The 19,119-nt window shown below is 73.8% G+C and carries 17 protein-coding genes; 11 read left to right on the forward strand and 6 right to left on the reverse strand.

The genetic code is table 11. The annotated features are described in order from the left end of the window. Positions 1-154 precede the first annotated feature (154 nt). A complete protein-coding gene (locus BM237_RS15680) occupies positions 155-1,180 on the forward strand; it encodes an ATP-binding cassette domain-containing protein (protein WP_093850284.1) in 1,026 nt (341 codons plus the stop codon). Beyond that, positions 1,177-2,040, forward strand: coding sequence for an ABC transporter permease (locus tag BM237_RS15685; protein ID WP_093850285.1), 864 nt, complete (start codon positions 1,177-1,179; stop codon positions 2,038-2,040). The genes BM237_RS15680 and BM237_RS15685 overlap by 4 nt, the downstream gene beginning before the upstream one ends. A gap of 56 nt (positions 2,041-2,096) precedes the next feature. Here BM237_RS15685 and BM237_RS15690 read toward each other — a convergent pair whose 3' ends face one another. The 4 genes from BM237_RS15690 to BM237_RS28985 form a co-directional block, all read right to left on the reverse strand. Further along, on the reverse strand, positions 2,097-2,921 hold the full coding sequence (locus tag BM237_RS15690; protein ID WP_175541037.1) for an isocitrate lyase/PEP mutase family protein: 825 nt from the start codon (positions 2,919-2,921) through the stop codon (positions 2,097-2,099). 70 nt (positions 2,922-2,991) lie between these two features. Continuing rightward, entirely contained in the window at positions 2,992-3,549 is a 558-nt protein-coding gene (locus BM237_RS15695) for a Uma2 family endonuclease (RefSeq protein ID WP_093850287.1), read from the reverse strand. Between the two features lie 123 nt (positions 3,550-3,672). Further along, complete coding sequence (locus tag BM237_RS15700) at positions 3,673-4,518, reverse strand: ArsR/SmtB family transcription factor (RefSeq protein ID WP_093850436.1); 846 nt, start codon at positions 4,516-4,518, stop codon at positions 3,673-3,675. Between the two features lie 59 nt (positions 4,519-4,577). Further along, positions 4,578-5,150, reverse strand: a complete 573-nt coding sequence (locus BM237_RS28985; RefSeq protein ID WP_139238118.1) for a hypothetical protein — start codon at positions 5,148-5,150, stop codon at positions 4,578-4,580. Between the two features lie 120 nt (positions 5,151-5,270). On the opposite strand from BM237_RS28985, the gene BM237_RS15715 reads away from it, so the two are divergent. From BM237_RS15715 to BM237_RS15735, 5 genes are all read left to right on the forward strand, one after another. After that, positions 5,271-5,978 (forward strand): response regulator transcription factor, encoded by a 708-nt coding sequence (locus BM237_RS15715; RefSeq protein WP_093850289.1) that lies wholly within the window; start codon positions 5,271-5,273, stop codon positions 5,976-5,978. After that, positions 5,975-7,429 (forward strand): sensor histidine kinase, encoded by a 1,455-nt coding sequence (locus BM237_RS15720; protein WP_093850290.1) that lies wholly within the window; start codon positions 5,975-5,977, stop codon positions 7,427-7,429. The genes BM237_RS15715 and BM237_RS15720 overlap by 4 nt, the downstream gene beginning before the upstream one ends. A gap of 120 nt (positions 7,430-7,549) precedes the next feature. Further along, on the forward strand, positions 7,550-9,160 hold the full coding sequence (locus BM237_RS15725) for a CAP domain-containing protein (RefSeq protein WP_139238119.1): 1,611 nt from the start codon (positions 7,550-7,552) through the stop codon (positions 9,158-9,160). 283 nt (positions 9,161-9,443) lie between these two features. After that, positions 9,444-10,265 (forward strand): hypothetical protein, encoded by an 822-nt coding sequence (locus BM237_RS15730; RefSeq protein WP_093850292.1) that lies wholly within the window; start codon positions 9,444-9,446, stop codon positions 10,263-10,265. A 206-nt stretch (positions 10,266-10,471) separates the two neighbouring features. Further along, positions 10,472-11,038 (forward strand): hypothetical protein, encoded by a 567-nt coding sequence (locus tag BM237_RS15735; RefSeq protein ID WP_093850293.1) that lies wholly within the window; start codon positions 10,472-10,474, stop codon positions 11,036-11,038. A 77-nt stretch (positions 11,039-11,115) separates the two neighbouring features. On the opposite strand, the gene BM237_RS15740 is transcribed toward BM237_RS15735, so the two are convergent. Beyond that, a complete protein-coding gene (locus BM237_RS15740) occupies positions 11,116-12,618 on the reverse strand; it encodes a SulP family inorganic anion transporter (protein WP_093850294.1) in 1,503 nt (500 codons plus the stop codon). Between the two features lie 366 nt (positions 12,619-12,984). Between BM237_RS15740 and BM237_RS15745 the strand changes: the two genes are divergently transcribed. The 4 genes from BM237_RS15745 (at position 12,985) to BM237_RS15760 (ending at position 17,798) form a co-directional block, all read left to right on the forward strand. Then, a complete protein-coding gene (locus BM237_RS15745; protein ID WP_093850437.1) occupies positions 12,985-13,368 on the forward strand; it encodes a MerR family transcriptional regulator in 384 nt (127 codons plus the stop codon). Between the two features lie 121 nt (positions 13,369-13,489). Beyond that, the gene (locus BM237_RS15750) at positions 13,490-15,175 is read left to right on the forward strand and encodes a ribonuclease J (RefSeq protein WP_093850295.1); all 1,686 of its coding nucleotides are present in this window, start codon (positions 13,490-13,492) and stop codon (positions 15,173-15,175) included. Between the two features lie 20 nt (positions 15,176-15,195). Next, complete coding sequence (locus BM237_RS15755; protein ID WP_093850296.1) at positions 15,196-15,960, forward strand: spermidine synthase family protein; 765 nt, start codon at positions 15,196-15,198, stop codon at positions 15,958-15,960. A 227-nt stretch (positions 15,961-16,187) separates the two neighbouring features. Further along, complete coding sequence (locus BM237_RS15760) at positions 16,188-17,798, forward strand: peptide chain release factor 3 (protein ID WP_245793652.1); 1,611 nt, start codon at positions 16,188-16,190, stop codon at positions 17,796-17,798. A gap of 13 nt (positions 17,799-17,811) precedes the next feature. On the opposite strand, the gene BM237_RS15765 is transcribed toward BM237_RS15760, so the two are convergent. Then, positions 17,812-19,107: an McrC family protein gene (locus BM237_RS15765; RefSeq protein WP_245793653.1), complete on the reverse strand. Its 1,296-nt coding sequence runs from the start codon at positions 19,105-19,107 to the stop codon at positions 17,812-17,814. Positions 19,108-19,119: the final 12 nt, after the last annotated feature.

Raw genomic sequence — 19,119 nt, forward strand, 5'->3', positions numbered from 1 at the left:
GTTACGACCCCGCCGGCCGGGGAGACCCGGCACATCCGGGAGACCCGGGACATCCGGTGGGGGAAATCCGCGGGAAGCGATGAGTCCGGTGCCCCCGGACGGTCCGAAGGACGAGGGAAGCCGCACAACCGACGAGCGACGAGGACGACGGAACATGGGCGAGAGCGCATCCGGCCTGGCGATCGAGACATCCGGGCTGGTCAAGGTGTTCGGGGAGACCCGTGCGGTGGACGGCGTGGACCTCGCCGTCCCGGCGGGCACGGTCTACGGGGTCCTCGGTCCCAACGGGGCGGGCAAGACCACCACGGTCAAGATGCTCGCCACCCTGCTGCGCCCCGACGGCGGCCGGGCCCGGGTCTTCGGGCACGACGTGCTGCACGAGGCCGACGCCGTACGCGCCCGGGTGAGCCTGACCGGGCAGTACGCCTCGGTGGACGAGGACCTGACCGGGGCGGAGAACCTGATCCTGCTGGGCAGGCTGCTGGGCCACCGCAAGCCCGCCGCCCGGAGGCGGGCCGAGCAGCTGCTGGAGGCCTTCGGGCTCGCCGAGGCGGCGGGCAAACAGGTCAAGAACTACTCGGGCGGCATGCGGCGCCGCATCGACATCGCCGCGTCCATCCTCAACACCCCCGACCTGCTCTTCCTGGACGAGCCGACCACCGGCCTGGACCCGCGCAGCCGCAACCAGGTGTGGGACATCGTGCGGGCGGTGGTCTCCCGGGGCACCACGGTGCTGCTGACCACCCAGTACCTCGACGAGGCCGACCAGCTCGCCTCCCGCATCGCCGTCATCGACCACGGGAAGGTCATCGCCGAGGGCACCAAGGGCGAGCTGAAGGCCTCGGTGGGCGCCGGCGCGGTGCATCTGCGGCTGCGGGACGCCGAGCGGCGGCCCGAGGCCGAGCGGCTGCTCGCCCGCGTCCTGGAGGCACGCATCCAGCTCGATCCCGACCCGGTGGCCCTGACCGCCCGCGTCGGCCTGCGCGGCGACGGCGCGGGCGCGGCCGAGCAGGCTTCCCGGGCGCTGGCGGAGCTGGCCCGATCCGGCATCACCGTCGACACCTTCTCGCTGGGCCAGCCCAGTCTGGACGAGGTCTTCCTCGCCCTCACCGACCGCCCCGCCGCCCGCACCGGCGCCCCCGAGAACGAGGCGAACGAGGAACAGGAGATCCCGGCATGAGCACCGCCACGACCCGCGGACAGCGCACCGGCGAGACCGGCGAGCCGGTCCCCGCGGCGGCCGACACCCTGGCCGGCCTGCTGGTCTCCGGGCAGCGCCCGCCCCGCCCCAGCGCCTGGGCCGCCTCCGCCGCTTTCGGCTGGCGGGCGGTGCTGAAGATCAAGCACGTGCCCGAGCAGCTCTTCGACGTCACCGTCTTCCCGGTGATGATGGTGCTGATGTTCACCTACCTCTTCGGGGGCGCACTGGCCGGGTCGACCGACCAGTACGTGCAGTTCCTGCTGCCGGGCATCCTGGTGATGAACATCGTGATGATCACCATGTACACCGGTGTGGCGGTCAACATCGACATCGCCAAGGGCGTCTTCGACCGGTTCCGCACCCTGCCGATCTGGCGCCCCTCGGCGATGGTCGGCTATCTGCTCGGCGACATGCTGCGCTACACCATCGCCTGCGCGGTGATGCTGGCCCTCGGCCTGGTGCTGGGCTTCCGCCCGGCCGGCGGCGTGCCCGGAGTGGTGGCCGGGGTGGCGCTGCTGATCGTCTTCGCGTTCGCCTTCTCGTGGATCTGGACGATGTTCGGCCTGATGCTGCGCACCGAGAAGTCGGTGATGGGCGTCAGCATGATGGTGATCTTCCCGCTGACGTTCCTCAGCAACGTCTTCGTCGACCCGTCCACCATGCCCGGCTGGCTCCAGGCCTTCGTCAACAACAGCCCCGTGACCCATCTGGCCTCGGCGGTGCGCGGACTGATGGCGGGCGACTGGCCCGCCACCGAGATCGCCTGGTCGCTGGGGTGGGGCGCGGTGCTGGTGGCCGTCTTCGGAACGGCCACCATGCGCCTGTACAACCGCAAGTAGGCCTTCGTGCCGCCCTGGGCGCCCAGGGCGGCACGAAGGCAGGCCGTCAGCCCCCGTCAGCCGCCGTCCGCCCAGGGGGCGGTCAGGGCGCAGGTCTCGTCGTAGGTGGGCAGTGGCGGGGGCGGGGCGGCCGGGTCGGCGAGGGAGGCGGCCAGCTCCACGGCGCGCTGGAGGGCGGCGCGGAACAGCAGCGACCCCAGGCTGATCCGGGCCACGCCGAGCTCGGCCAGCCGCTCGCGGGTGGGGCCGCCGGGGGAGTACAGGACGTTCAGCGGGGCGTCCAGCTCGCCGGCCAGCGCCCGGATGCCGTCCTCGTCGGTGAGGCCGGGCACGAAGACGCCGTCGGCCCCGGCCTCCCGGTAGGCGCGGGCCCGGCGGGACGCGGCGGCCGTGGTGGGGTCGGCGGCCAGCCAGTGGGTGTCGGTGCGGGCGTTGACGAACAGCGCCGGGGCGGCCTCCTTGACGGCCGCGATCTTCTCCGCGTGGTGGGCCGGGTCGGCCAGGCGCCCGCCGGGCAGCCCGTCCTCCAGGTTCACCCCGGCCACCCCCGCCTCGGCCAGCTCCCGCGCGAAACGGGCGACCTGCGCGGGGTCCTCGGAGAACCCGCCCTCGACGTCCACGCTGACGGGCACCGGCAGCCGGGCCAGCCGCCGCCCCAGCGCCAGGGTCCGCTCCCGCGCGGTCCCCGTGGCGTCGGGCAGTCCGGCCGCGGCGGCCACCCCCAGGCTGCTGGTCCCGACGGCGGGGAAGCCGTGCGCGGCCAAGGCGGCGGCCGAGGCGTGGTCCCAGGCGCATGGCAGCAGCAGCGGCCGCCCGCGGCGGTGCAGTGCGCGGAAGGCGGCGGACGCGGCGGAGCCGGTGGATGGGGCGGACGCGTTCACCACGGACGGCTCCCCTCTCCCACGACGTCCTTTCCCACGAGGTCTTCTCCGGAGCCGGCCCCTGCGGGGCTCAGCCCAGGTCGGAGGTGTCCAGCTCCACCGCGAACGGTTCGGGCAGCCGCACGGGCGTGCCGAACGGATGCGGCCCCTCCACCCGGGTGTAGCCGAGTTCGCCCGGCTCGGCGAAGAGCGTGCAGGCGCGCTCCTGCCGGTCGACCAGCAGGTACAGCGGCGCTCCGTACTCGGCGTAGCGGCGGCGCTTGGCGGTGCGGTCGGTGTCGGCGTTCGACTCGGAGGTGACCTCGACCACCAGCAGCGTCTGGTCCGGAAGCAGGGCGCCCGCCCCCTTGGCCAGGTCCCGGGGGACGACGGCCAGATCCGGCACGTACCAGTTGCTGCTTCCGGGCAGGTCCAGGTTGCCCGATCCCGCGACACAGCCGAGCCGCCGTACGGCCGGGCCGATCTGCTCGCGGACGACGTCCGCCGCGGCCTCGTGGTCCCAACTCGGTGACACCGGCTCGATGACCCCCTCCACGATCTGCACCCGGTCCCCCCGGATGTGCTGGATCGCGTACTTCAGCGCTGTTTCCGGGTCGGCGGCTGCGTACGAGTGCGGCTGGGCGCTCATCGGTCCTCCACGGACGGTGTGGGTGCAGCATGACGACATTCCCGGGTCTACCGCAATCCGGGACGGCCTGCCGCGTCCCAGCCCTCGCATCGCCCGTACGGGGGAACGCTCCGGCGGCGGTCCTCATGCCGTGGCCTCCGCCGTCTCCGTGGTCCTGGCTGCCTCCGCCATACCGGAAGTGCCCGCCGGCTCGCCGCCGAGGTCGGCGCCGGTCAGGCCCAGCAGCTCGTGCAGGGCGTGCCGCCCGGCATCGGTCACGCGCAGCGCCCGACGGGTGCCGATCCGCTCGCACCAGCCGGCCTCCAGGGCGTGCCGGCACAGCGCGGCCCCGGCCGCACCGGCCAGGTGGGGGCGGCGTTCGGTCCAGTCCAGGCAGGCGCGGGCCTGCGGGCGGCGGCCGTACGGGCGGGCTCCCAGGTCGATGCCGAGCCCGCCGAACCACCCCAGCCCGGCCCCGGTCACCGCGAACCCGGCCCCGGTCACCGCGAGCCCGGCCTCCTGCCGCAGCAGTCCCCGCTCCAGCAGGGCGTCGGTGACCGCGACCCCCAGGCGTCCGGCCAGGTGGTCGTAGCAGGTGCGGGCCCGGGCCATCGCCGTGTTCGCGGAGGCCTCCCGCAGGGAGCGCGCGGCGGGCGGGGGCCCCGCGTGCGCGGCCAGCTCCTCGACCAGACGCGCGGACGACGGACCGGCCAGCCGCATATAGCGGTGCCGGCCCTGGCGTTCCTGGGCCAGCAGGCCCCCGGCCACCAGTTTGTCCAGGTGCTCGCCGGCCGTGGACGGCGCGACGTGGGCCAGCCGGGCCAGCTCGCCCGCCGTCCACGCCCGCCCGTCCAGCAGCGCCAGGCAGAACAGGGCCCTGGTGTCGTCGGCGAGGAGCCCGGCGAGCCGGGCGAGGCCGGAGCCGGCGTGCTCGGGACGCCGCTCGGGAGGGGACGGGCGGGGCCGGCGGGTGCGGTCGGGGGAGTCCATGGCGCCCATCATGCGGGCCGGTCGTTTCGGCGGGCACCGAAGGAACACCCCGGCCGCCCTCAGAGGGTCGACTCCCTGACCGCCACGTTGTAGCTGGAGGGCGTGGGCGAGGTGACCTCGATCTGCGAGCGGAAGGAGTCGCCGGTGAAGACCACGGTCAGCTCCCTGGGCCCGCCGCGCCGGGTGGCCGCGGTGAAGCCGCCGGCCGGCAGCGCCGAGACCAGGCAGGCGCCGCTGCTGCCGAACCGGATGGACGCCCGTCCTCCCGTGGTCTGGAAGGTGCGCACCTCGGCGCCGGCCGTACGGCAGCCCTCCTCGCCGCCTTCGGTGTTCGCGGTGGGGGACGGCGTGGGGCGGGTGGCGGGACGGGTGGTGGGGGAGGGCGTCGGCTTCGGCGCGGGGGTGGGGGAGGAGGCGCGCCGGGTGGGTGAGGGGGTGGGCGTGGGAGTGGGGGACCGGCTCGGCTCGGCGCTCGCCGTCGCGGAGGAGACGACCGTCCCCGGGGTGTCGCGGGCGACGGGCGGGGTGGGCCGGGTCGTCCCGACCACGAACTGGACGGTGAGGCTCACCGTCGTCACGCTGAGGGACGTGCACGACAGCCACAGCAGTACGTAGCGCAGGTAGCGGGGCACCGCCCCATACTGCCCGACCGCCCGCGGCGGCCACCGCCAGGGCCCGCGAAGGCCCGCGAAGCCCCCTTGACGGGACGCTGGTTGCGGACACGGCGACGGCACCCGTTACCGTCCCTGGCCATGGCATCGGTACTTCTGGTCGAGGACGACCCCGTGATACGGGCCAGGCTCATCGACGTCCTGTCCCGGCACGACCACGTGGTGCGCAGCTCCCCCTACGGCTTCGAGGCCCTGCGGGAGGTGACGCGGCAGCCGCCGGACGCGGTGGTGCTCGACCTGGGGCTGCCCGACCTCGACGGCGTCGACGTCCTGCGCATGCTGCGCAGCATCTCGCAGGTGCCGGTGCTGGTGGCCACCGCGCGCGACGACGAGGCCGAGATCATCCGGCTGCTCAACGCCGGGGCCGACGACTATCTGGTCAAGCCCTTCTCCGGCGGGCAGTTGGCGGCCCGGCTCGGGGCGGTGCTGCGCCGCTCCGCCGTCGCGGCGGAGCGGCCGGGCGCCCTGGAGGCGGAGCCCCGGGACGGCGCGATACGCGTGGGCGGCCTGGCCATCGACCGGCAGGCGCGGTCGGTCTCCCTGGACGGGAGCGAACTGCGCCTGACCCGCCGGGAGTTCGACCTGCTGACCTATCTCGCCGAGCGCGCGGACCGGGTGGTGCCGCGCCGCCGCGTCCTGGCGGACGTGTGGCGCCAGTCCTACGTCGAGGAGCAGACCCTGGACGTGCACGTGTCCTCCCTGCGCCGCAAACTCGGCGAGCGGGCGAGCCGGCCGCGCTATCTGCACACCGTGCGGGGCGTGGGCATCAAGCTGGTGACGCCGCGATGAGACGGACGCTGGCCGGCGTCGCACTGGCCGTCACCTCCATGGTCGCGCTGTCCTTCCTGATCCCCCTGGCCCTGCTGGTCAAGTCCGAGGTGAGGTCCCGGGCGATCACGGTGGCCGAGCAGCGGGCGGCGGCGCTGGCCCCCGTACTGGCCCTGACCACCCGCCCGGACGAGGTCCAGCAGGCCGTGGCCGAGGTCGACGACACCGGCCGGCTGGGCGTCCACCTGCCCGGCGGACGCCTGGTGGGCACCGCCTACGCGCCCGCCGACGCATGGCGGCGGGCGGCCCGGCAGCAGCGGACCTTCGCCCAGGACACCGAGGAGGGCTGGGTCCATCTGCAGCCGGTGGTGCTGGCCAGGGACCGGGTGGCGGTGGTCGAGTCCTTCGTGCCGCGCGCCGAGTTCGAGCGCGGCGTGGGCACCTCCTGGATGGTGATGTCGGCGCTGGCGCTGGCTCTGGTGGCGGGGTCGGTGCTGGTCGCCGACCGGCTGGCGGCACGGGTGGTGCGCGCCTCGCGGGACCTCTCGCGCGCCGCCAACGCCCTGGGCGAGGGGGATCTGGACAGGAGACTGGAGCCGAAGGGGCCTCCCGAACTACAGGAGGCCGGCGCCGCGTTCAACACCATGGCCGACCGTGTCGTCGAACTGCTGGCGATGGAGCGAGAGCTGGTGGCCGACCTCTCGCACCGCCTCAGGACTCCGCTGACGGCGCTGCATCTGGAGTCCGAGCGCATCGCCTCCGGCCTGCGGCGGGAGGACGCCGACCGGCTGGAGACTGCCGTCACCCATCTGGAGGAGGAGCTCGACTCCATCATCAAGGCAGCCCGCACGCCTTTGTCGGCGGCCTCGTTCGCCCCGGCCTCGCAGGGGCCGGGGGGCTCGTGCGAGGCGGCGCGCGTGGTGTCGGCGCGGACCGACTTCTGGTCGGTCCTGGCCGCCCAGCAGGGCCGGGACTGCGCGGTGACGGTGACGGACGAGCCCACCCCCGTGACGCTGCCGGAGGAGGATCTGGCCGCGGCCGTCGACGCCCTGGTCGGCAACGTCTTCCGGCACACCCCGGAGGGCACGGCCCTGGCGGTGGGCGTGCACCGCACGGCGCACGCGGTGGTGGTGACCGTGGACGACGCCGGCCCCGGCATCCCCGACCCCGAGCGGGCGCTCGCCCGGGGCGCGAGCGTCGGCGGCTCCACCGGCCTGGGCCTGGACATAGCCCACCGCGCCGCCGACACCGGCCGCGGCCGGCTGGAGGTCGGCCGCGCGCCGCTGGGCGGGGCGCGGGTGCTGATGGAGCTGGAACTGGCGCCCGAGCGCTCCCCGGGCGGCGAGCGCGCCTCCCACGGGCGGCGGCGCCGGGCCTGGCTCCGCCTTCCCCGGCTCTCCCGTATCGGCCGCCCCCGTCCTCGGAGGGGGGCGGGGGAGGCGGGTGAGCGGAGAGCCGGCGGCCCGCCTTAGCTGTTCCTTAGCCGTCCCTGAGGGCACTTTGAAACCCGCTCACCTCGCTGATCTGCGGCGATAGCGTCCCCTCGGACGTCGCCCCAGGGCGATCCCCCCACGAGTGAACGGAGCGGATCTGTGAAGGTGAAGCAGCGGCGAGGACGGCGGGCGCGCAGACGGCCGATGGTGCTGAAGGCGGCCATCGGCGCCGCCGCCGCGTCCGTGGCGGCCACCACGATCGTCGTGCTGCAGCCCGAGGCGGACGCCATCCCCGCGCCCTCGCTCCTGAGCGCGGCCCAGGCGAGCACCCTGGCCCACCGGCTGGAGTCGAGGCTCGGCGAGGAGGCGGCCGGGTCCTACTACGACCCCGCCGAGAGGAAACTGGTCGTCAACGTCGTCGACGGCGGCGACCTGACGGCGGTCCGCAAGGCCGGAGCCGTGGCGAAGGAGGTGGAGCGCACCACCGAGGAGCTCGCCGGGGCCAAGTCGTCGCTGGACCGCAGCACCCGCACCCCGGGCACCTCCTGGGCCGTGGACCCCCGCACCAACAAGGTGCTGGTCACGGTGGACTCGACCGTGACCGGGAAGAAGTGGCGCGAACTGCGCCAGAAGGTCGCGAAGCTGGGTGGCAGGGCCCGAATAGAGCGGATCGAGGGCGTCTTCGAGCCCTTCGTCGCCGGCGGGGACGCCATCACCTCCGGGGGCTCCCGCTGCTCGGCCGGCTTCAACGCCCGCAAGGGGGACGAGTACTTCGTCGTCACCGCGGGCCACTGCACGGAGAAGGGCGCCACCTGGAGCAGCGGGGACTCCTCGCGGCAGCGGGTGGGCAGGGCCGTGGAGAGCAGCTTCCCCGGCGACGACTACGCGCTGATCCGCTACGACAACCCCGACGTGCCGCGCCCCGCCGCCGTGAACCTCTACAACGGCGGCACCCAGGAGATCACCGGCGCCGGCGAGGCGTTCGTCGGCCAGCGCGTCCAGCGCAGCGGCAGCACCACGGGCCTGCACGGCGGCACCGTCACCGGGCTGAACGCCACGGTCAACTACCCGCAGGGCAGGGTCCACGGCCTGATCCGCACCAATGTGTGCGCCCAGCCCGGCGACAGCGGCGGAGCGCTCTTCGCCGGCAGCGTCGCCGTCGGACTCACCTCGGGCGGCAACGGCGACTGCGGCAGGGGCGGCACCACCTTCTTCCAGCCCGTCACCGAGGTCCTGGACAAGTTCGGCCTGACCGTCGACCTCGGCTCCAAGCCCCCGGCGGACGGCGGGCCCGGCACCCCGCGGCCGACCGCGCCGGAGCAGACCCCCGCGCCCGAGCCGACCGCCTCCCGTCCGGCCGAGCCGGAGCCGGAGCCGGAGGCGGACGACGCGGCCGCGCGACGGGTGCTCCAGCTGGTCAACGCCGAGCGGGCCAAGGCCGGCTGCCGGCCGCTGACGGTGGACGAGAGGCTGGCCCGCGCCGCCCAGGCCCATGCCGGAACCATGGCGGAGCGCGGCGTGCTGTCCCACGTCGGCCCCGACGGTTCCACCATGGCCTCGCGGGTCGAGGCCGCCGGATACTCCTGGTCCGCGCTGGCGGAGAACATCGCCAGGGGCCAGAAGACCCCCGAGCAGGTGATGAACGGCTGGATGAACAGCCCCGGCCACCGCAGGAACATCCTCAACTGCGCCTACCGGGACATCGGCATCGGGGTGAGCGAGAAGGCCGGGGGCCCCTGGTGGGTCCAGAACTTCGGCAAGCGCCGCTGACCGGCTGAGCCCCGCGTCCGCCGTCCCGTCCCGCTCCGCCCCGCCGCGCCGGGGGCGGAGCGGGACGGGACGGCGGTGAAGGCGGTGGGGGCGCGGGTTTCACGTGCCGGAGCCGGGATGATCACATCACCGTCACGATCGAACGCCGGTCCGAGGTTCCCCGTCCGGGCCGCGGCGTGGACTCCTAGAGTTGCCCCGTCACAGGGACCTGTGGCGGGCCGGTGCCGAACACGCCCTCCGGGTGACGGCGTTGGGGCCGTCAACGGAGCAGAAAGAGCACACGATGCGATCCACCGCCGTACGCCGTACCGCCCTCGCCGCCTCCGCGGCCTGCCTGGCCCTGCTGGCCACCGCCTGCGGCGGCTCGGACTCCGGCGGGAGCGACGAGGAGAAGACCAAGGCCGGCAAGGCCGACAAGTCCTCCTCCGCCGGTCCGGCCGCAGGGGTGAAGACCTCCGACGAGCTGGAGAAGATCGTCCTCGCCGACGGCGACGTGGAGGGCCACAAGGTCGAGGAGCTGGGCGCCGGGGACAGCGTCTCCGCCGAGGAGGTCTCCTCCGACAAGGACGAGTGCACGCCGCTGGCCCACGCCCAGCTCGGCGTGCCGCTGGGCGACCCGGCGGCCACCGCCCAGCGCATGGTCACCCAGGAGCCCGAGAAGCCGGCCGACGGCGGCACGGGCGGCTCCGAGGAGCTCACCGAGGAGGACCTGGAGAACTTCGAGGACGCGATCATGGGCGCCCTCGACGCGACCACGACGATGCTCACCCTCACCTCCTACGAGGACGGGGGAGCACAGAAGGCCCTGGCCGGTCTGCGCACCGCCGCCGAGTCCTGCTCCGGCGGCTTCACCGGGGGCGTCAAGGGCGACGGGCAGAAGGTGACCGGCATCGAGGAGGAGAAGGTCACCGGCGGCGAGGAGGCCGCCGCCTGGACGGTGACCACCGAGCAGGAGGGCGAGAAGGTTCCGCTCAAGCTGGCCGTGGTGCGCCAGGGCGCCACGCTGGCTGTCTTCTCCTCCTTCAACATCGCCGCCGCCGGCAGCGGTGAGGACTTCGACCTCCCGACCGCCGTCATCGAGGCCCAGACGGAGAAGCTCGGCTGACGACTCCGGCAACCGTCCGCGACCCCCGGCAACCGCCCGCAGCCCCGGCCCCCGGCGCTTCCCCCCCCCGCCGGGGGCCGGGGGCTTTCCCGGGGGCGCGCCGCAACCAAACGCATGCCCCGGATGTCTCCCCTGCACGGACACCGACGAGACGGTGTCGGAAGCGGGCTCGTGCAGAGCCCGAGGGGAGAAGCGAGTTGAGGACCATGACACGAGCGGCGCTGGCCGTTCTGACCGCCGCCGGCACGCTGGCCGCCGTCCCCGCGGCGGCGCAGGCCGCCACCCCGTCCCCGGAGGGCGGCCCCGGAGCGGCCCGGACGGTCGAGAAGGGCTACGCGGTGAACTGCTCCGGGCGCTCCGGGGACGTCTTCGTCGCGGTGGACCTGTACCAGAACTCCGCGTACGGCACGCACACCGGCGTGGTCGTGGAGACGCCGGAGGGGGAGTACGGCGGCGGCTACGGCCCGGGGGACACCACGCTGTTCTCCGGCGGCGCGATCACCGCCGACATCCCGGTCAGGAGGCTGGACGAGACCGGGGAACCGGCCGGAGGCGCCACCGTCACCGGCACCTACACGACCGCGGGGGAGCCCACCCGTGTGCGCGAGGTCGTCGAGGACCCGCCCGGCCACTACGTGATCACCAGGGGCACCAACACACCGCTGACCGCGTCGGTCACCGTGGAGGTGCTCGGACGGACGGTGCCGCTGTCCTGCTCCACCGCCTTCGCGTTCGACCTCACGGTGGTACGGGTCACCACCGGCCGCGGCTGAGGGCCGTCGGCCGCCCGGGTTGGCGCGGGGCCCGGGCGGCCGGCGGGTCTCGGGGCGGAGGAAGCGTCCCCCGCCGGTCAGTGGCTGTCGGCGAGCCGGCCGGCGAGCCTGCCGTGCATCTCGGCGCTGGCCTTGTTGAGGCCGACGATGGTGACCTTCTTGCCGCGGGCGGCGTACTTGGTCTCGATCGCGTCCAGGGCGGCCACCGAGGAGGCGTCCCAGATGTGGGCGTCGGACAGGTCGATGACGACGTCGTCGGGGTCGCCGGCGTAGTCGAACTGGTAGACCAGGTCGTTGGAGGAGGCGAAGAACAGCTCGCCGGTGACGGCGTAGACGGCCTGCCTGCCGTCGGGGTCGACGACGCCGGAGACCTCGGCGAGGTGGGCGACGCGGCGGGCGAAGACCACCGTGGCGGTGATGACGCCGACGATGACGCCGATGGCGAGGTTGTGGGTGGCCACGACCACGGCGACGGTGACGGCCATCACGGCGGTCTCGCCGACGGGCATCCGCTTGAGGGTCCTGGGCTGGATGGAGTGCCAGTCGAAGGTGGCGAAGGAGACCAGGATCATCACCGCGACCAGGGCGGCCATCGGGATGGTGGAGACCACGGGTCCGAAGGTGACCACCAGGATCAGCAGGAAGACGCCGGCGAGGAAGGTCGACAGCCGGGTGCGGGCGCCGGAGGTCTTCACGTTGATCATGGTCTGGCCGATCATCGCGCAGCCGCCCATGCCGCCGAAGAGGCCGGTGACGACATTGGCGACGCCCTGGCCGATGGACTCGCGGGTCTTGCCCGAGTGGGTGTCGGTGATGTCGTCGACCAGCTTGGCCGTCATCAGCGACTCCATCAGCCCCACCAGGGCGAGGGCGAACGCGTAGGGGGCGATGGTGGCCAGGGTGTCGATGGTGAAGGGGACGTCGGGCAGGCCGGGGACGGGCAGGGCGGAGGGCAGCTCGCCCTTGTCGCCGACGGTGGGCACCGCGATGCCCGCGGCGACGGTGATGACGGTCAGGATGACGATGGACACCAGCGGGGCGGGCACGACCGTGGTGACCTTCGGAAAGAGCACCATCAGCGCCAGGCCGCCGATCACCAGCGGGTAGACCGCCCAGGGCACGTCGGTGATCTCCGGCACCTGCGCCATGAAGATCAGGATGGCGAGCGCGTTGACGAAGCCGACCATCACACTGCGCGGCACGAACCGCATCAGCTTGGCCACCCCGAGGGCGCCGAGCGCGATCTGCATCAGACCGCCCAGGATGACGGCGGCGACCAGGTGGCCCAGGCCGTACTCGTGGTTGAGCGGGGCGATGACCAGGGCGATGGCGCCGGTGGCGGCCGAGATCATCGCCTTGCGGCCGCCCACGACCGAGATCACCACGGCCATGGTGAAGGAGGCGAACAGGCCGACGGCCGGGTCCACCCCGGCGATGATCGAGAAGGAGATCGCCTCGGGGATCAGGGCCAGGGCGACGACCAGGCCGGCCAGCACCTCGGTGCGGAAGACCTTGGGCGAGGCGAGCCAGTCGGGGCGGGAGGGGCGCAGCCGCCAGGCTGCGGAGGTGTCAGCGGACATGCATCCGTTTCCGTATCGGGCGCGCAGGCGTCAGGCGTGCGCGCGCGGCGTGCGCGACTCCGGGTGGGAGCGGAAGGGGCCGGTCGGCCGCGGCCGTCTTCGGTGACGGGGGCGCAACCGGGGATCGGCGGACGTGGGGGAGCCGCCGGTCGGGCATCATTGCCCGACGGGATTGGGGAGGGCGGTGTTCCGCCCGAAAACAAACTCTACCCTGACGTGAGGGATGATTGCGGTCGAGGTCCTGTAAATCGCAGGTGAACACCGTGCGGGATCCTGTGATTCATATCACGCGATAGGGTTGGGATTTACGAATCCGAAAAATGTTCGGGCATCAGAGGGGAATCGGCAGTGGCGGACGAGCAGCGGATGCAGATCGGTGAGGTGGCCGACCGGACGGGACTGTCGCTGCGCACCATCCGGCACTACGAGGAGGTCGGCCTCGTCATCCCCTCCGCCCGCACCAAGGGGGGCTTCAGGCTCTACACCGCCGCCGACGTCGACCGCCTGATGGTCATCCGCCGGATGAAGCCGCTGGACTTCTCCCTGGAGGAGATGCGGGACCTGCTGTCCGTCACCGACCGGCTCTCGGCCGACGAGCCGCTGGAGGAGGCGGAGCGGAAGCGGCTGCGGGAGCGCCTGGACACCTACCGCAAGGTGGCCGACGCCCGCTGCGAGACGCTGCGCGCCCAGCTCATGGCCGCCGAGGACTTCGCCGCCACCCTCCGCCGCAGACTCGGCCCGCAGGGCTGAGCGTCCCGCCCGCCGTCGTCCCGTCGCACCCGTTCCCGCCGCCGGCCTCCACCGTGCGACGCGAAGCGGCTGGTGGGAGGGGCGATGGGACAGCCCGGCCGCCCTCGGATAGCGTCAGGGTATGAGTCATCCACACCCTGAGCTGAAGCCCGCCCCCAAGCTGCCCGAGGGAGGGCTGAGGGTCGTAGCCCTGGGCGGCCTGGGGGAGATCGGCCGCAACATGACCGTCTTCGAGTACGGCGGCAAGCTGCTGATCGTCGACTGCGGCGTGCTCTTCCCCGAGGAGCACCAGCCCGGCGTGGACGTGATCCTGCCGGACTTCACCTCCATCCGGGACCGCCTGGACGACGTGGTGGCCGTGGTGCTCACCCACGGCCACGAGGACCACATCGGCGGCGTGCCTTACCTGCTGCGCGAGCGGGCGGACATCCCCGTCGTCGGCTCCAAACTGACGCTGGCCTTCCTGGAGGCCAAGCTCAAGGAGCACGGCATCAAGCCGCGCACGGCGCGGGTGCGCGAGGGCGACCGGCGGGGCTTCGGTCCCTTCGACTGCGAGTTCGTCGCGGTCAACCACTCCATCCCCGACAGTCTGGCCGTCGCCATCCGCACCGGCGCGGGCCTGGTGCTGCACACCGGCGACTTCAAGATGGACCAGTTCCCGCTGGACGGCCGCATCACCGACCTGCGCGCCTTCGCCCGGCTCGGTGAGGAGGGTGTTGACCTCTTCCTCACCGACTCCACCAACGCCGAGGTCCCCGGTTTCACCACCGCCGAGGCCGATCTGAACCCCGCGATCGAGCAGGTGATGCGCACCGCGCCCCGGCGGGTCATCGTCTCCAGCTTCGCCAGCCATGTGCACCGCATCCAGCAGGTGCTGGACGCCGCCCACGCCTACGGCCGCAAGGTCGCCTTCGTGGGACGGTCGATGGTCCGCAACATGGGCATCGCCCGCGAGCTGGGCTATCTGAAGGTCCCCTCCGGCCTGGTGGTCGGCATGAAGGAACTGGAGAAGCTGCCCGACCACAAGGTCACGCTGGTGTGCACCGGTTCGCAGGGCGAGCCGATGGCCGCGCTGTCGCGCATGGCCAACCGCGACCACATGATCCGCATCGGCAAGGGCGACACCGTGCTGATGGCCTCCTCCCTCATCCCCGGCAACGAGACCGCCATCTACCGGGTGATCAACGGGCTGACCCGCTGGGGCGCCAACGTCGTCCACAAGGGCAACGCCAAGGTGCACGTCTCCGGCCATGCCAGCGCCGGCGAACTCGTCTACTGCTACAACATCGTCAAGCCCCGCAACGTCATGCCGGTGCACGGCGAGTTCAAGCACCTCAGGGCCAACGCCGATCTCGCCATCCGCACCGGCGTCGACCCCGACCGGGTCGTCGTCGCCGAGGACGGCGTCGTCGTCGACCTCGTCGACGGGCGCGCCTCCATCGCCGGCAAGGTGCCCGCGGGCAACGTCTACGTCGACGGCATGGAGGTCGGCGGCGCCACCGAGGCGTCCCTGAAGGACCGGCTCACCCTCGCCTCCGAGGGCGTGGTGACGGTCGTCGCCATCGTCGACGCCGACACCGGGGCGCTGGCCGAGCCCCCGGACTTCCTGGCCCGCGGCTTCGTCCACGACGAGGACACGTTCGCCTCGGCCGTTCCGGTGATCGAGAAGACCCTGGCCTCGGCGGCCGAGGAGGGGGTGGGGGACGCGCAGCAGCTGGAGCAGCTCATCGCCCGCTCCGTGGCCTCCTGGGCCTTCCGCACCTACCGCCGCAAGCCCCTGGTCATCCCCGTCGTCATCGACGCCTGACCGGACCGGAGGGCGACCGTATGAGCAAGCGCTTCGAGGAGATCGACTGGCGCCCCACCCCCATGGGCGACATCAGCCTGCGCCGCCGCCGGGACCCGGTGACCGGCCGGGAGGTGTACGAGGTCAAGCTCGGTGACGAGTTCCTCATGTCCAGCCTCTTCACGGCCGGCGAGACCGAACTGGCCCGCCTCGGCCTGGCCGCGCTCCCGAAGGACGCGGCCGGGCCGGACGCGGCCGGGCCGGCCGTGGCCGAGCTGGACGTGGCCGTGGGCGGGCTCGGCCTCGGCTACACCGCACGGGCCGTGCTGGAGGACCCGCGGGTGCGCTCGCTGGTCGTCGTCGACGCCCTCCCCGACGTCATCCGCTGGCACGAGGAGAAGCTGGTGCCGCTGGGCGGGACGCTGGTGTCGGACGGGCGCTGCCGGCTCGTCCGGGGCGACTTCTTCGAGCGGGCCGCGGGCACCGAGGGGCTGGACCCGCGGCGGCCCGGCGGCCGCCTGCACGCGATCCTGCTGGACGTCGACCACTCGCCGCGCCATGTGCTGCACCCCGGCCACGCCCCGTTCTACGAGGAGGCCGGGCTGCGCGCACTGTCGGAGCACCTCCACCCCGGCGGCGTCTTCGCCCTGTGGTCCGACGACCCGCCGGACGAGGACTTCACCGCCGTGCTGGCGCGGGTCTTCGCCACCGCCGAGGCCCACGTCGTCCGCTTCGACAACCCCTACCGGCCGGGGGAGGAGTCGGCCAACACCGTCTACGTGGCCGGGAAGGGGGCGGGGACGTAGCGGCGGGCGGAGGCCGGGATCCGCCCCGCCCTTGGAAACCTACCCTTACGTCAAGGTAGGTTTGCGTGCGGCGGGGCCTGCGGGCCGCCGCCCGGGGCCGGCGAAGAGGCACACGACGTATACGACGTATACGAGGAACCGCACGCAAAGGAACTGGTGGAACGGTTGCGCAGGTACAGGGACGAGGCGGACGCGCGGTGCGGGGCACCGCGCCGGGAGCAGGCGCGGTGAGCGCGGTGAGCGCCGCGGACCGGCAGGCCGCCGCCGAGGCGGCCCGGCGGCGGACGTTCGCGGTGATCAGCCACCCGGACGCGGGCAAGTCGACGCTGACCGAGGCGCTGGCCCTGCACGCCCACGCGATCACCTCGGCCGGCGCGGTGCACGGCAAGGCCGGCCGGCGCGGAGTGGCCTCGGACTGGATGGAGATGGAGAAGGCCCGCGGCATCTCGGTGACCTCCGCGGTGCTGCAGTTCGCCCACCGCGACGCGGTGCTGAACCTGCTGGACACCCCCGGCCACGCGGACTTCTCCGAGGACACCTACCGGGTACTGGCCGCCGTGGACTGCGCGGTGATGCTCATCGACGCGGCCAAGGGCCTGGAGGAGCAGACCCGCAAGCTGTTCGACGTCTGCCGCCACCGCGGCATCCCCGTCATCACGTTCGTCAACAAGTGGGACCGGCCCGGCCGCGACGCCCTGGAGCTGCTGGACGAGATCGAGTCCGAGTTCCGCCTCAGGCCCACCCCCGTCACCTGGCCGGTCGGCGACGCCGGCCATCTGCGCGGGCTGATCGACGTGCGCGAACCGGAGCGGATGCTGCGCTACACCCGCGCCCCCGGCGGTGCCCGGGCGGCGGCCGAGGAGAGCGTCCCGGCCGACCGGGCGGCCGCCGAGGAGGGCGCCGACTGGGCCAGGGCGATCGAGGAACTGGAGCTGCTGCGCGCCGACGGCGCCGAGCACGACCAGGGCTCGTTCCTGGCGGGCAAGTCCACGCCGGTGTTCTTCGGCGCGGCCGTCTCCAACATCGGGGTACGGCTGCTGCTGGACGCCGTGGTCGACCTCGCCCCGCCGCCCGGGGCGCGCGAGCTGGCCGGAGGCGGCAGCCGGCCCGTCGACGCCCCGTTCGCCGGCCTGGTGTTCAAGGTGCAGGCCAACATGGACCGCGCCCACCGCGACCGCATCGCCTTCATGCGGGTGTGCTCCGGGGTCTTCGAACGCGGTACGACCGTCATCCGGGCCGCATCGGGCAAGCCGTTCGCCACCAAGTACGCCCACAGCGTCTTCGGCCAGGACCGCTCCTCGGTCGACGTCGCCTACCCCGGCGACGTGGTCGGCCTGGTCAACGCCACGGCCCTGCGGGTGGGCGACACCCTCTACAGCGGAAAGCCCGCCGCCTTCCCGCCCATGCCCACCTTCGCCCCCGAGCACTTCGCCGTCGCCCGCCCCGCCGACATCGGCCGCTCCAAGCAGTTCCGCCGCGGCATCGCGCAGCTGGACGAGGAGGGCGTGGTCCAGGTCCTCGTCTCCGATCTGCGCGGCGAGCAGGCGCCGGTGCTGGCCGCGGTCGGGCCCATGCAGTTCGACGTGGTCGCCCACCGCATGGAGCACGAGTTCTCCGCCCCCGTGCGACTGGAGCCGCTGCCCTACCACGTCGCCCGGGCCACCGACGCCGCCGGCGCGGACGCCCTCAACCGCACCCGGCTGGTGACCGGGGAGGGCCTGGTCCGCAGCCGCGACACCACCCACCTCGCGCTCTTCCCCAGCCGCTGGCAGGCCGACTCCTTCGCCCGCGAGTTCCCCGGCGCCCGCCTGGAGACGCTCATCGCCGCCCACACCTGAGGGGCGGGCCCGGTCAGGGGCGCGGGGCGGCGCCGGCCAGCCGTCCGGCGACCTCCCGCAGGGCCGACAGCAGCTCCTCCGGCTCGCGCGAGAGGTCCAGGCCGTGCCGGTACAGCCGCACCCCCCGCCCGTCCGGCCCGGCCGCCGTCCCGCGCACCTCGTGGAAGTACGCGGGCAGCGCCCCGCCCGCGTACACCAGGTGCGCCTCGCGCAGGCCGAGCACGGTGGCGTACGCCAGCGCCTGGTACAGGTCGGCGGCGGGCGGCCCGCCGTCCTCCCCGGCGACCTTGTACTTGGCGTCGGCGACGGCGAGCGGGGTGCGGCCGTCGCCGCCGCGCACGACGAGGTCGGGGCGCATCCGCACCAGGCCGGCGGTGTCGAGGTGGTGGGGGTCCTGGAGGCGCGCGGTCAGGCCGTGCTCCCTGAGGGCCTCGCGCAGGGCGACGGTCACGAAGTCCTCGAACAGCTTGTTCATGTCGAGCAGGAAGCCGTCCACGGCGAGCGGTTCGGCCCCGGCGGGCCGGTGCTCGGGCGAGGAGCCGCGCAGTACGGCCTCGGCCAGCCGCAGCGCGGGCCGGTAGCGGGAGTTCAGGCGCGAGGGCCGCCAGCGCGGCGGCTCCTGCCCCCGTATCAGCGGCGCGGCGCCCGCCAGGCGCAGACGCTGGTGGGCCAGGCGCCGCCGGACGGCCCCGGGCACCCCCGGCAGCCGCAGCAGCCGCTCGGCGGCGGCGCGCAGGAGGCGGTTCTCGGCGATGTCCTCGGTGTACGCGTCGTAGGCGATCTCCACGGGCGGGGTGCGGCCGAAGTGCCGCCGGATCTGCTCGGCCTCGCGTATCCGCCCGCGTACCACCAGCGCGGACTCCTCCACCTCCCGGTAGCCCTGGAGGACCCCGCGCCGCAGCGCCGCGTCCACCCGCCGCTCCACGGCGTGCGCGAGCGCGGGGACGACGTCGTCGTACGCGCCGGTGTCGACGGTGCCCTCCCGGCCGTCGCGCCAGGCGCGCTCCGGGTCGAGGCTGAAGCCGAGCAGGAAGAACAGCCGGCGCACCGGCGTCTTGGGCGCGATCCGCAGAACCGGGCCGCCGCCGGGTACGCGCACGGCGCCGACCCGGCTGCCCGCCCGCAGCAGCCAGTGCCCGGCCCGGCCGGGATCGGGGGCGGCGCTGTGCAGGACGCCGGAGGAGATGAGCGCCCGCCCCGCCGCGGCGTCCAGGGGGACGGAGACGGCGGGCCCGTACTCGCGCAGCACCACCTCGCGCGCCGCCTCGCGCACGGGCGCCGCCTCGCGCACGGGCACGTCCGCGCTCACGGGCCCGGCCGC

It is taken from the genome of Streptomyces mangrovi (assembly GCF_900114215.1).
GTDB classification, from domain to species: domain Bacteria; phylum Actinomycetota; class Actinomycetes; order Streptomycetales; family Streptomycetaceae; genus Streptomyces; species Streptomyces barkulensis.